Raw genomic sequence first — 13,909 nt, 5'->3', positions numbered from 1 at the left:
AGGCAGGAAAAACCGTTCAATTGATTCACCAATTAAAAAAGCAAGGTTGTGTAGTTTTTTACTACATCGGAGATTTAGCTCAAGAGGAATTATTAGCCACTTTTTTAAAAATAGTCATGAAGGAAAAAAGTCATTTTGGTTGGATTTTCCATTGTGCAGGCGTTACCCCAAAGCAAACCAAGTCCCTCACTGAGCTTACCAAAAATGAGTTCGCTCAAATGTTCCATCCTAAAAAAGCAGCACTTGATGCGTTATGGCCGGTAGTAAACTCTTATGGATTCGAACGATTAGTTCTTTTTTCTTCTGTATCAGGGGTTCTTCCAGAACTTGCAATGGGGGTCGTTGATTATGCTTTGAGTAATCATTATTTAAACGCATTTGCCCAACTGCATCCGGGAAAAGTATTGAGTATTGCATGGCCTGCATGGAATGAGTTCAGTAAAAACGCGGAGCGAAGTAGCAGTTATCAACGAAGCCAACTTGGAAGTTATAAAACCCATGAAGCCCTGGCATTACTTACAACGTTATTAGCTTCTGCAACAAGTTCTTCAGTGATCATGCCAAGTAAGAATGGCCGTTCTCTAAATGCTCCTTTGTCAGAGCAGAATTTATCAATTCCAAGCAATGCATTAGAGGTGTTAAAGCGGATCCTTATGGAGGTGGTCGGTGTTACTGAAGACGAGATTAAGCTGGATAGGAGTTTTGCCGAATATGGAATTGATTCGGTTCTTTTAATGGCTTTGTTAAAGAAAATAGAAGCGGTAATGGGCTTAATGCTTGCTGCAGAAGTGATCTTTGAACACAATACGCTTGGCCGCTTAGCGTCTCATATCCAACAAATTAATGGCTTCGAACCCGAGACATTGAGCAAGCCAATGATAACTCTAAAACAACGAAACAATCCGAAGAAAATTGCAGTAATTGGTATCGGATGCCAGTTCCCTGGTGCCCATAATGTGGAACAATTTTGGGATAATTTACTGGATGCTAAAATCTCAATTACCCCCATTCCTAAAGACCGCGTTGATCGAATTGAATATGTTGCTTTTCACGGTGGATTTATTGAGGAACATGCATGGGCATCTGCACTTGATTTTGGATTTTCTAAAGCGCATCAACGGCAAATTAATCCTTTAGTTACGCGTGCATTGACGTTAAGTCAGCACGCTATTTTTGATGCCGGTTTTACCAAGGAAACAATCAAAGGGATGAATGCCGGGGTCTTCGTAGGTGCACGTGCAGATTTTAGTGCGCAACAAGAGATTAACCAGTTTACCATTATTGGTCAGGGGCAAAATTTTATTGCGGCTCATATCAATCATTTTTTTGATTTGAGCGGTACTGCGGAAGTCGTAGATACGGCTTGTTCATCTTCTTTGGTTGCATTGTATCATGCAGTTTCTGCGCTAAGAGCAGGTGATATTGAACTGGCTTTAGTCGGGGGTATTGATGGATTAGTCAATACTCGGCCTTTTGCTTTGATGGATGCAGCTAAAGCGTTATCACCGGATTTTAGATGTCGTCCTTTTGATGTTCGTGCGAATGGCATTGTTCTCAGTGAAGGCGGTGGTTTTGTCGTTTTAAAACCTTTAGAACAAGCAATCGCAGATGGAAATAAGATCTATTGTGTGATTGAAGGCATTGCGGTCAATAATGATGGGAGTACTATGGGGTATACGACTCCCAATCCTAAAGCTCAGCAAAAAGTGATTCAAAAGGCATTAGCCAATGCCGGTTTGACAGCACAGCATTTGGACTATGTTGAAATGCATGCTACCGGCACAGAATTGGGTGATCCTATGGAATTACAGGCCTTAACTCATGTTTTAGGCCACTCATCCATTAAAAAATGTGTAGTCGGTGGTGTGAAAGCAAATATTGGTCACACATTAAGTGCTGCTGGCATGGCTGGGTTCATTAAGACGGCTTTATGCAGTTACCATCATTGTTTGTTGCCTCAGCCTGAAAAAATAACTCCCAATCCTCGTTATGATTTTGCCCATTCTCCGTTGTGTTTGCTTGATGAACCCAAAATCTTAGATGCGACTCGCACTCATTATTTTGGGGTGAGTGCATTTGGTTTTGGAGGAACAAATGCCCATGTAATTCTTTCGAGTAGTATCCCAAAGCACCAATCAATAAAGCGAGCCGTTTCACAACGGAAAGAACCAAATTCCGAAATAATGGATGAATTTTTTAATGTTGAACGAATTTAAAATTAAATTAAATGCAGATAATTATCTGGTTGCGGATCACCGAATCGATGGCACCCGGGTGCTACCTGGCATTGCGTATTTAGACATTATTGCACGCTGCTTTCAGTCTGAATGTTTTGAGCTCACCCAAGTGAGCTATCCTCATGCGGCTAAAGTGGAACCAGGTGAGACCCTTATTTTATGTATGGTTTATAATTCCCAAGATCATTCTCTAGAAATCTATCATCAAGAACAAAGTCAAAATATCGTTCATTTCAAATCAGTCGTTGAGTTTAAGAAACCGAATTTACCTGTCTTGATGCACCTGTCAAAAGAAAATGAACAAATTCATTCAATGAGCACGATATATAGTTTGGCACGTGCTTCATTTATTGAGCATGGTGAATTTATGCAGGTCAGTGGTACCACGGGCATCAATGATTCAAAAATCACTATGAACTTGACTTTAGGGAGCAAAGCCCAAGCTTATTTATCCTCTTTTTATTTACATCCTGCGCTATTGGATGGTGCTACCTTTGCCATAGCTGCGTTGCATTTTGATGAAGTAGCGCATGCAGGTCCGGACATAGGTTATTTACCATTAGGAATTGATAAGGTAAGCGTCTTTGGACGGGTTACAACATCAACATTGATAGTCAAAGCTGAAATAATGCCAACGCAACATGAGTCGTTAATCAAAAGTCGTATTCATATATTTACACCGACAGGCGATTTAGTAGTTGCTCTTGAGGGCTTAACAAATAAGCGATTTCAGCGTCGGCAATTTAGGCAGCAAGATGTAATACAGTCCGTAAACCCGTTGCCAACCGTTCATGGGGATACATACAAAAAAATTGCAGCATTGATAAGAAATCATATACAGGATGCCCCTGATTTTTTAGAGCCTCAGGTCTCTTTTTTTGATTTAGGTTTTGATTCCAGCAGCCTAATCGCTTTGGTCGATGTACTCGAACAACAATTCAATTTGGAGCTTTACCCCACGTTATTGTTCGAACAAAATACCATGGAAAAATTAACTGCATATATTAATTCGCGGGGTTCATCTTCCATAACAAGAAATCTCACACAAAAAATAAGTACTCTTCGCTCGTCGACGTCCATGAACATAGCCACATCGATGGATCCTACGATCAATCCGCCAAAGGCTGGCTGTGTAGAGCAGGCAGAACACTTATCGGCACCCTTAGAATATGCTGATTATGCACTTTATATTCCTACAAAAACCAAAATAAAGGAGCGTTTAGATAATAAGCAGGTATTGATCATTAATGACCGCTTAACCTATGACCAAGCATTGAAACTTTATCAAAAACACCCTAAAGAAGATTGGGTGATTTATGATGGACGCTATCATCAGACGGATCTTGATTTGCACACTGTTTTGTCTCGTTTAGTAGAAACATTTGCCAAGCTTCTATCCGGTGGTCAAGGAACCTTGCCTCCAATAGTTTTGGGGTTATCTCCTAAGCAAGTACTTTTAATCCCTTCCGTTTCTGCATTCTTTTCGTGTCTTGCTAAAGAATACCCTCAACAGCAATTCTCGATTCTCGTAAGTGATGAATGTGTTAACGAAACTACTAGGTATTTATCGAGTAGGCAGAGATGTATTTACCTTCATCAAGATGCGCTTTATGCGGTAAGTTACCTGCAACCACAATTGAATTATGCGATATCCCATTCCAGTTTTAAAACTGGAGGAAGCTATTTGATTGTTGGTGGTCATGGAGGCTTAGGCCGATTGCTCGCCAGTTATCTGCGTAGACAATACAACGCGAAAATTCATGTTATTGGACGAAGTCAAAAGATTGAATCTGATGAGAATATTACCTATTACTCCTTGGATGTAGCCGATGCGGATGCAGTAAACGATTTTTTCGCAACGCATGATTTTCCTATCGATGGATTATTTTATTTAGCGGGTGAAAAGCATGACCGGTTGCTGATGAATATTAGTAACAATGATATTACCAAAACGCTACGTTCTAAATTAGACGGTTTGAGGGTAATTCATCATGCACTACAATATAAGCAACTTGATTTTTATTGTATTTATTCGTCTTTATCCGCCGAGATTGGCAATCTTGGACAAAGCATTTATGCTGCTGCTAATGCTGCTGTAAATGGCTATGCCTGCGAACAAGAACAATTACGGCTTGCGGGAAAACAGTATTCCCGATTTATTAGTATCAGTTGGCCTTATTGGTTAGATGGCGGGATGGAAATTAACCCGCATCAATTGCAAAAACTGCAAGAGGAATATGGGACCTTACCTTTAGGCGCGCCACGTGCTTTTGCATTGTTAGAACATGCATTTGCAACAAATGTACCTCATGTGGTGATTGCTAACCCTAAATTGCTCCAACATCGGTTATTAAAGTCACAAACAAGGCAGCTTAAGTTCCCTACCCAACTGGAGGCGCCTGAAGTTAATGAACACGACATTGCGATTATTGGAATGTCATTTCAATTACCTGATGCCGCCAATCTGGAAGAACTCTGGAATAATTTAGCTGCCGGCAAAAATTCAATTAAAATGGTGCAACGAAATTGGCATTATACCCCTTATCCTTGGGGAGGTTATTTGGATGATATTTCCAGTTTTGATCCTTTATTTTTTAATATCTCACCCCGAGATGCAACGCTAATTGATCCCCAAGAACGATTGTTTTTAGCGAATGCCTGGCATTGTTTAGAAGACGCGGGTTATGCACAGATTCAAGAGAAAAATATGGGGGTGGTTGCGGCGTCCATGTTTCATCTTTATCAGAACTATGGAGTGGAGCAATACCAAGAGTGTTCTGAGGTTAAATGTCCGCAATCTTCAGGGGCAAGTATAGCGAATCGTGTGTCTTATGCGTTGAATTTGACCGGTCCTAGTTTCTCTCTAGATTCTATGTGCTCCTCTTCACTTACTGCCATTGAATTAGCTTGTCGTTATTTAACAACGGATGAAGTGGATGCGATGTTAGTGGGGGGCGTAAACCTTTGTTCCCATCCTTATAAATTAGCCTCATTGGTGCAAAATAAATTCTTATCACCAACTGGGAAAAGCGCTCCATTTCATGAGCAAGCCGATGGCTATGTCCCTGGCGAAGGCGTTGTTGTGCTGCTTTTGAAAAAGGCAAACAAAGCACTGGCTGACGGGGATTCGATTTATGCATTGATTAAGGGTTTAGCATTAAATCATGGAGGGATGGGCAGTGGATTTACTGTTCCTAATGCGGCTGCCCAAGCAAAGGTGATGCAGCACGCTTTAACCAAAGCGCGAATTAAACCTGAGCAAATCGATTACATTGAGGCACACGGAACAGGAACCTCTTTAGGTGATCCAATTGAACTTGCTGCATTAAAGCAGGTATTTGGTACGCGTTCAGTGCAAAAACCATTGTACGTGGGTTCGATTAAAAGTAATTTTGGGCATTTGGAAGCAGCTGCCGGTATGGCTGGGATTGTGAAATTGATTGCCCAATTCCAAGCGCAAGCATTAGCACCGTCCATCAATGCATTGCCTTTAAACCCGGGGTTAAATATCAATGCGGCACCCATTCAAATATGTACCCATTACTTGCCGCAACAAACACTTCACTTTGCTGGACTGAGTAGTTTCGGGGCCGGTGGCAGTAATGCACATTTAATTTTACAAAATTATTCACACAATCTCATTGCACGACCCAAAACTCAATACAACAAACAAAATTATTGGTTGCCTGATGCAGAAATAGCGACTCATCATTGTTATCGAATGGATCGGATTATGTGTAACGTGGAGCCTGTTTCAATTTTTGAAGAGCTCTACCAGCTGGATAATGGAGTCCAGCAAATGTATTTCAAACGGGCTACCACAGAAACACGAGTGAAAAAAGTAGTCATTGTTTTTGGGGAAGCACGCTTTACCTCAGAACAGCTTATTGCCTGGATAAGCCAATGTATTGTGGTAAATCCGGAGGTTCAATTTATATTTATCCATCAAAGTCGGACTCAATGGATGGAGTCGCATGCATTGATGATGTCTTTGCCGAATCAAGTAAAATATTATCATAAGAATATTTTAATTCCTCATTTATTTTCTTTGTCTCCTTCTGAGGTAGCCAATATAGTGAGTAATGAAGCGCAACAGCTCGATCATCGCTTGGTGGTATATGATACAACCCGCCAGGCAATTAGTTTAAGTTTAGTAACCACGCCACTTCACCCAATACGACTCCAATCGGAACTGCGGGTAGTCGTATTGGGTGGTTTGGGCGCTATTGGATACCAATTTTGCCACACATTAATAGCTGCCGGAATTTATCAATTTGATGTTATTGGACGCAGTGCCCTGGATGTGAAACGACAGCAGATGCTTGCTGATTTAGGAGGCGAAATTCAGTACATCCAACATGATTTTTCTAGTCCCTATCATCGTTCTTTTACTTACGATTTTATCATTAATTGTTTAGGAGTGATGCCTGGTAAAAACAAAAATGAAGTGGCACAACGAAAAAAAATACAACCTCACTTAAGTCGATTTATTCAACTAAATCATCCCCATAAACTAATCAGTATTTCTTCTTTATCTGCATTAGCTGGATTTAGTAACCAAGAGGATTATGCAATTTATAATGCTGCTTTGATTGCACATTCTGACTATTGCCAAGAACATGTGTGTGTCTACTTACCTTTTGTCATGACGGAAACCTCAGCATCATCTGCTGAGTTAAATTGGTTGAAATGGAGTAAAAATACTCAGGGTTTAGAACCGTTAACGACGGACAACATACAAAGTATTTGTCGCCAGCTACTTACTTTAGAAGCAGGTGAGTACATTCCGTTTAAGGGGGATCCTCAACAATTTCATAAATATTTAACCCAAGAGTGTTTGACGGTTCAAGTTAAGAAATTGCAGGAACATATAAGCCTCAATCAAGGGAATTCATTATATGAATTAATTGAATCCATTTTGGGAATTTCTGCTCAGCAAATTAAAGCAGAGAATACTTTTTATCAATTGGGATTTAATTCATTGACGCTTAGTGAATTCGCCGAAGCAATCGCCAAACAGTATCATATACACATTGATCCCAACCAGTTTTTTGAATTCCATACGCTACAGAAACTACATGAATATTTACAGAATAATACCAAAAATTTTCCTCTCCCGTTGTCCGAAAAACTGGATTCAACCTCAGTCGGTGTGGTTATTTGTGGTTATCATTGTTCTTTCCCTCAATGTCCTACCCCCGAAGAATACTGGCACGCTTTATTGACTGGTAAAGATTGTACTCAGATGCCTTTAAAGATCCGTTTTAAGGATGAGCACGATGAATCACGTAAGATAGGCTTTATTGACCATTATGCGGATTTTGATTTTCACTTTTTTGAGTTGGGTTTGGAACAAGCAAAATATATGGATCCCCAACAGCGCAAGCTATTAGAACTATCCTGGCATGTATTCGAGCAAGGGGGCGTTTCACCTGCCACATTGAAAGGAAAAAATATCGGGGTATTTGTTGCTATCCAATTTGATGATTATGCACGTCTATTGGATCGGAGTCAGATAAATAGTCTTTATCAAATTACCGGGTGTGCAAAGACTTTCGCTGCAAACCGCATTTCCCATTTTTTTGATTTCCATGGTCCGAGTGAGACCATTGATACAGCTTGCTCGAGCAGTTTTACCGCCTTGAACCGTGCTGTTGCGGCAATTAAGAACGGTGAATGTGAGTCCGCACTGGTTCTAGGTGTGAGTTTGCTTTGTGATATAAAAACACTTGAATTGACGACCCAATTAAATGTTCTCTCACCCACGAATTATTGCCGTCCTTTTGATGCCCAAGCGGATGGGTATGTAAAAGGTGAAGGGGTTGCTGGTCTATGGTTGGTGGGGGATACTTTGGCGGCCGCGCAAAAGTTACGTATTGAAGCCACAATAAAAGCGATTCAAGTCAATCATGGAGGGCAATCACAATCATTAACTGCTCCGAATCCGCTGGCACAAAAACAATTATTATCACAAGTGTATCAGGGTGGAATATCGATTGATGAAATCGATTATTTTGAAGCACATGCGACCGCAACTCGTCTAGGGGATCCTATCGAGTTCTCGGTCTTACAGGAGTTATTTGCGCCACGAATAAAGCCGCTTTATATCGGTTCGGTAAAGAGTAATATAGGTCATACCGAACCTGTGGCAGGCCTTGCGGGGGTGATTAAAGGATTGTTGATGTTGAAACACCAAATAATTCCGCCGCAGGCAAATTTTCAGGAAGTGAATCCCCTCATTCGACTTGCTGAAAGCCCGTTTCGAATTGCAAAAAAAGCGGAGGTTACTCGATTAACAACGATTGCGATTAATAGTTTTGGTTTTGGGGGCAGTAATGGTCATTGTATTTTGACGCGCGATGAGACCTCCTCAGAACAATTACCGAAGCTGCCTTATGTTCCGATCAAATTATCCGCCAAGAGCAATGAAGCGTTGGTAAGAATTTCAGAACAGCTACTGGATTATGTATGTACTGTAACCGATAGTGTTTGTCTGACTCAATTAAGTTATACCTTAAACGTAGGACGTGCTGATTTTGAATGCCGCAAGTTATTGATTGTGGAAGACCTTGACGATTTGTGTGAACAATTAAAAAGGGAGGGTAAATCATCTAATTGGTTACATGAGAATTACTCCCAGGAACAGACTCTTCTTGGGTTGCAGCATATTCCTCATCAATTGAAGGATTATTTAGAAAGGCTTGCCCTTGCCTATCAAGAGGGTCGTTCAATTGATTGGCAACGTGTTTATGAGGGTATTAATGCCATTCCATTGGTATTACCTGTTTATCCTTTTGCAACCCATTATTGTTGGTTTGACGCTCCAGAGACATCTAAAGCTATTAATAAAGAGATTGAAGCGTATGAGCCAATTTGGAGAAAAAAAAATGTTCGTTCGCTGGAGTTGCATCGTTATCAGCACCGGGCTCTATTTTTAACGCGAATGCAGGAGCAACAGGTAAAAGAAGCGCTGCAGCAAATTCCCTATAAAGGGATGAGTTGTTTTATCTTTGTTGAAGAGCAGGATTCAGTAGAACAGGGCATGCGATGGCTGCACGAACACCCTTGTGAATTGATTTATTATTTTGCGGGGATGTGTCAAGAGCCCATAAACACGATATCTCTTCTGGACTCCCAGCGCTTGGGAATGGCGGGCTTTTTAGATTTAATTAAAAGGCTGGAAGAACTGGCCTATCGTGAAAAATCCTTAACCCTTTATATTTTTAGCAATAATGCTTATGGATTAAAGGAATCGGTTATTAATCCTTATGCGGCAAGCATGCATGGTTTAGCCCAATCATTAAAAAAGGAACATCCATTTTGGTTGATTGAGTGCATTGATCTTGCGGACAATAGGATTAGTGCTCAAGCGCTTGTTTTATCAAATCAAGGCCAAGCTTTTCCTTTGGTTTTGGCGCATGACGGAGTGTGGCACCGGCAACTTAAAGCTGTGAATCATACATTAAATCCCTGCCTACGTACTGATGAGGTCATCGTGCTTATTGGTGGTGATGGGCACGTAGGAAGGCTTTTGGTGCCCAAGTTTATTGAACGTAATCCTCGCGCACTCATTATTGTTGGTCGCTCTATCAAAACACGAACCGAAGGAGTCCTTCATTGGAAAACAATGGATTGCACGGTAGCGGTTGAAGTTGACTCTTTGCTAGATGAGGTGATTCAACGCTATGGGACAATTGATTGGCTCTATCATTTAGGCGCTTGTTATAGTGAATCTCCGGTGACTTCATTGAATTATGAAGATTATTTGTCGCAAATGAGTGTGAAGGTATTAGGTACTTATCATTTAATCAAAGCATGTCATCGTAGGGAAGTGAAACACGTTATCATCACTTCTTCAGTACAAATTTATACGCAAAATAAAAATAGAGGTGCTTACTCTGCAACCTGTTATTATGCGGATGCATTAATTAAGGCGTTGCGTTCTGAGAAAGCGAAATTGGTTCATTGGGGTTTTTGGCAACAAGACGATGAGGTTGCAAACCAATTGATGCTCTCCTCAGGGATTTCTCCGATTACTCCAGAGCAAGGTTATCATTCCTTACAATTGACAGCTTCTTTGCCTCAGTCTGATCTAAGTTTTTTCAATGTTTCAGAATCAGTAAAAACCATGATGCCAATTTGCACGGATTCCCTAACCCAAGAAATTGAGGATTTGCTTCTCTTTAATCGAGGATTATTTGAGTTAGAGTATTTTTGTTTTCACTTAATGAAACATCATTTGCAGACCCAAGGATTAGTTTGGAGTCAAAATTATTCAAGACCAGAAGTGCAAAAGGACTATGAACCTTATTATTTAGCATTAATCAACATGCTCAAAGATTTTGAACGAAATCATGTTTCTCAAAACCCACATCAAATTAAATCCCACATTGAATTACTTCACGATCAATTGCAATTAATAAGGAAGTACCCTCAAATTAAACCGTTTGTTCAATTACTTAAGGTGTGTGGACTGCATTTTACTGAGGTAGTTACAGGACAAAAAACCATCCAGCAGATTATGTTCCCTTTTGGCCGAGATGATTTAGTTCGTGGTATTTATCAAAAGAATCTTTTGGCACATTATTACAATCAAACCATTGCCTCTTTAGTCAAGGACATTAGTGATGCCCGTGATACTCAGGTTGATATTCTTGAGTTAGGAGGGGGTACGGGGGCCACAACAGAAGCAATACTCACGCAATGTGCACATAAGGTTCATTTCACATTCAGTGACATTAATCCTCAATTTGTAGCGCGGGCTAAAGAATACTTCTCTAAGTATGCTGAAGTGGAAACATGTATTCTAGATATTAACAAGCCCATGATGAACAAACAATTTGATCTCATTATTGCAAGTAATGTATTGCATACTACTGATAATATTCGTCAATGCCTGCTGAACATTATTCCATTACTTCGTAAGGATGGCGTATTGATTATCAATGAAGCAACAGCGAATAGCTTATTTCTTGCTTGTACCTTCGGCTTATTTAAGCAATGGCATACCAATAAAGATGAATATCGTATCCCCGCAAGCGCGTTACTCCATGCAGAAACTTGGGAAAAACTACTGCAAGAAATTGGTTTTTCAGTGGAGATGTTGGCGATGCCTAAAGAGGTAGATCAATCAATTTTTGTGGCACGCTTAAAAATAGGACCTCGCCCTCATACTTTGGTACAAAAGGCGATGGTCTCTCAAAAAGAGAGGGAATTGATGCCTGCAAAAACTGCGAATTCAGATGAGTTATTGACACTTTTTGCAAGACATGTACATTGTGCAACAACCACCTTGGATTTAAATCAATCATTAGTCCATTATGGCTTGGATTCATTGGCAGCAATTCATTTGGCAGAGCAAATTAAATGTGAGTTAAAACTTAATATTTCACCCACTGTATTACTTGAGCCTGTTTCTATATCACAACTCATTAATTCTATTGCGAAGAAGAAGGAAGAACTTTTATGTTAAGTAATGAAGAATATACTGAAGTGAGAAAATCACTGAATTTTAAGCGTCAACTTACAAAGAGTCTTGGTTTTTTAATTGCTGATATCGCTTTGCTTTATGCTGCAGTTATTTTGTTGGGAAAAAACAACTTACTATTCTATTGCCTGGGTGAACTTTTTTTGGCGATTTTATTTCTGCATAATTTTATTTTACTGCATGAGTGTGGTCATAATACTTTATCGAATAAATCCTGGCTCAATGTGGTTCTGGGTCATTACATGAGTATTTTTTGTTGTATGCCATTTTATCCATGGAAAATCATTCATGAAGAGCACCATAAGTGGACTGGGCATATCGATAAAGATCCGGTATTTGAATTACTGAAGCAGGCCAAAATAAGTAAGAAGTTACCGTGGATCTTTCATGTAGGCTGGAGAACCTTTATTCCCTTAAATGTGTTGTTCTTACATCTGGTTTATTGGACTTATCCTCTTAAATTGCTCAAACAAAAAAAACTATCCCGAATCAGGTTTCGACAATGTTTGTTTTCGGTACTCTTTTTATTTTTTGCTTATGTATTTTTAAAATGGTGTTTCCCCAGTTTTGTAACGTTTAAAAACCTAGTTCCAGCGATTTTGATTTATGGAGTCCTCTGGGAAACTTTGTCTACTCCGCAGCATTTAGGTTTAGAACCTACTCAACATCGACCTACCCTAAAAGAACATACTTTAACGACGCGAAGTACCTGGTTTCCACGATGGTTACAGCATTATTTATTTTTAAACTTTGGTTATCACGTGGAGCATCACTTTTTTCCAGCTTTACCTTGGCATGAATTGGAAAAAGCACATTACAAAATTAAGCCCTTGTTAAGTAATGAATATCAAATGGTCACAGGTGGAATATGGAATATTCAAATGCGTAGCCAAAACATGGAGAAGGCGATTGGAGTGCGTGATGATTAAGATTTCGAATGTGACTCATTTTGAGCCCGTAACATGTGAAGCGGCATTGTGTTTGGAAAAACAAATAATCGTTAGTGAGTTTCAAGCCGGAAAAGGTTCTAAAAGTCACTATATTGATTATCTCGATTTAACAACTTCTTATGTCATGCTCATTGCAGAGCGAGATGCGCAACTTTTGCTATGGGAAAGTGAAGCATTGCTAGAACATTGTCAGGAAAATTATATTATAAAGATTCATTTCAAATTGTCTGCTAATGAGCTTGCACTATTTGAGGGAGCGAAAGCATTAGAATCTTGGTGTGCGCGAAACCGTATGGTTTTACGGAAACTCAAAGATGAGGCCCATATATCGTATTATTTTACGTTGTTTGATTCTCATAAAATCACCGGTGAGCTGCTGGTTTCTCCAGTACTTTATTTTGATAAAAATCCAGTCTTTACCCTGCAAACGGAAGAGGATGTAGTATCGCGGTTGGTTAAGGTAAAACCTGTTGGTTTAGAAGTCAAAAAAAATCAGATTATTTGCTTTGATAAGTACCATTATCAAATGATGTATCACCCTGATTTTAATTTTATACGAGTTCATGATGTACATCGAAATCATTAAAACCCAGCGATTCAAATTTATAAATTACTGTCCTGTTGTTGTCGATACAGAAAATAAAACGTGCATTTTTATCGATCCTTCATGGGAAAAAAGAAAATTTCAGGATTTTGTAACGCGCAATGAATTAAGGGTTGTCGCAATTTTGTTGACCCATCATCATCTCGATCATTCGCATTTGGCGAATTATTTTGCCAAATATTATGAGTGTCCTGTGTTTATGAGTAGTTCTGAAATAGAGTATTATGGATTTCAATGTCATAATCTTAAAGCGATTTATCCTTTTCAAAACCTCCTTAATTTAGAGCATCTTCCCAGCATCATCATCCATCAAACCCCGGGACATACTTTCGGCGGTCTTTGCTTTCAAATTGATAACGTTTTATTTACAGGGGATACTTTGTTTAATGAGGGGTGTGGGTTTTGCCATAGCAAAGGTGGAGATGCGGGCATGATGTTTGATTCCCTGAATTATCTAAAAAAAATGATACCTGATGAAGTGTTGGTGTATCCAGGCCACCGTTATCATCATGATCTGGGGCAGTGTTTTTCGGAAGTGAAAAAAATGAATATTTATCTAAATATTGAAGATCGCAACGATTTTATCCAGTTTCGTACTCGAAAAACAAAAGGGTTATTAAATTTTAGGTGA

At 39.6% G+C, this 13,909-nt stretch carries 5 protein-coding genes (1 of these 5 only partly in view); all 5 read left to right on the top strand.

The window, feature by feature from the left end:
- Tightly spaced (each overlapping or abutting the next), the 5 genes in view from ACWTE2_RS12115 to ACWTE2_RS12095 form a layout consistent with a single transcriptional unit that may run on beyond the window.
- Nucleotides 1-2,216: the 3' portion of a beta-ketoacyl synthase N-terminal-like domain-containing protein gene (locus tag ACWTE2_RS12115; protein ID WP_454785534.1), read on the top strand. Its footprint begins 5,326 nt before the window's first position; only the last 2,216 of its 7,542 coding nucleotides appear in the window; the start codon falls outside the window, past its left edge; its stop codon occupies nucleotides 2,214-2,216.
- Complete coding sequence (locus ACWTE2_RS12110; RefSeq protein WP_454785533.1) at nucleotides 2,200-11,709, top strand: SDR family NAD(P)-dependent oxidoreductase; 9,510 nt, start codon at nucleotides 2,200-2,202, stop codon at nucleotides 11,707-11,709. The genes ACWTE2_RS12115 and ACWTE2_RS12110 overlap by 17 nt, the downstream gene beginning before the upstream one ends.
- The gene (locus ACWTE2_RS12105) at nucleotides 11,703-12,653 is read left to right on the top strand and encodes a fatty acid desaturase family protein (RefSeq protein ID WP_454785532.1); all 951 of its coding nucleotides are present in this window, start codon (nucleotides 11,703-11,705) and stop codon (nucleotides 12,651-12,653) included. The genes ACWTE2_RS12110 and ACWTE2_RS12105 overlap by 7 nt, the downstream gene beginning before the upstream one ends.
- Nucleotides 12,646-13,260 carry a hypothetical protein gene (locus tag ACWTE2_RS12100; protein ID WP_454785531.1) on the top strand — a complete coding sequence of 205 codons (615 nt, stop codon included), beginning with the start codon at nucleotides 12,646-12,648 and terminating at the stop codon, nucleotides 13,258-13,260. The genes ACWTE2_RS12105 and ACWTE2_RS12100 overlap by 8 nt, the downstream gene beginning before the upstream one ends.
- Nucleotides 13,238-13,909 (top strand): MBL fold metallo-hydrolase, encoded by a 672-nt coding sequence (locus ACWTE2_RS12095; protein ID WP_454785530.1) that lies wholly within the window; start codon nucleotides 13,238-13,240, stop codon nucleotides 13,907-13,909. The genes ACWTE2_RS12100 and ACWTE2_RS12095 overlap by 23 nt, the downstream gene beginning before the upstream one ends.

It is taken from the genome of Legionella nigrisilvae, assembly GCF_977063395.2.
This window is presented reverse-complemented; position numbering and strand designations above follow the sequence as displayed.

Coding starts and splice junctions, on each gene's coding strand:
- ACWTE2_RS12100 (WP_454785531.1), top strand. CDS start 12,646: ATGATTAAGATTTCGAATGTGACTCATTTTGAGCCCGTAACATGTGAA.
- ACWTE2_RS12110 (WP_454785533.1), top strand. CDS start 2,200: ATGTTGAACGAATTTAAAATTAAATTAAATGCAGATAATTATCTGGTT.
- ACWTE2_RS12095 (WP_454785530.1), top strand. CDS start 13,238: ATGATGTACATCGAAATCATTAAAACCCAGCGATTCAAATTTATAAAT.
- ACWTE2_RS12105 (WP_454785532.1), top strand. CDS start 11,703: ATGTTAAGTAATGAAGAATATACTGAAGTGAGAAAATCACTGAATTTT.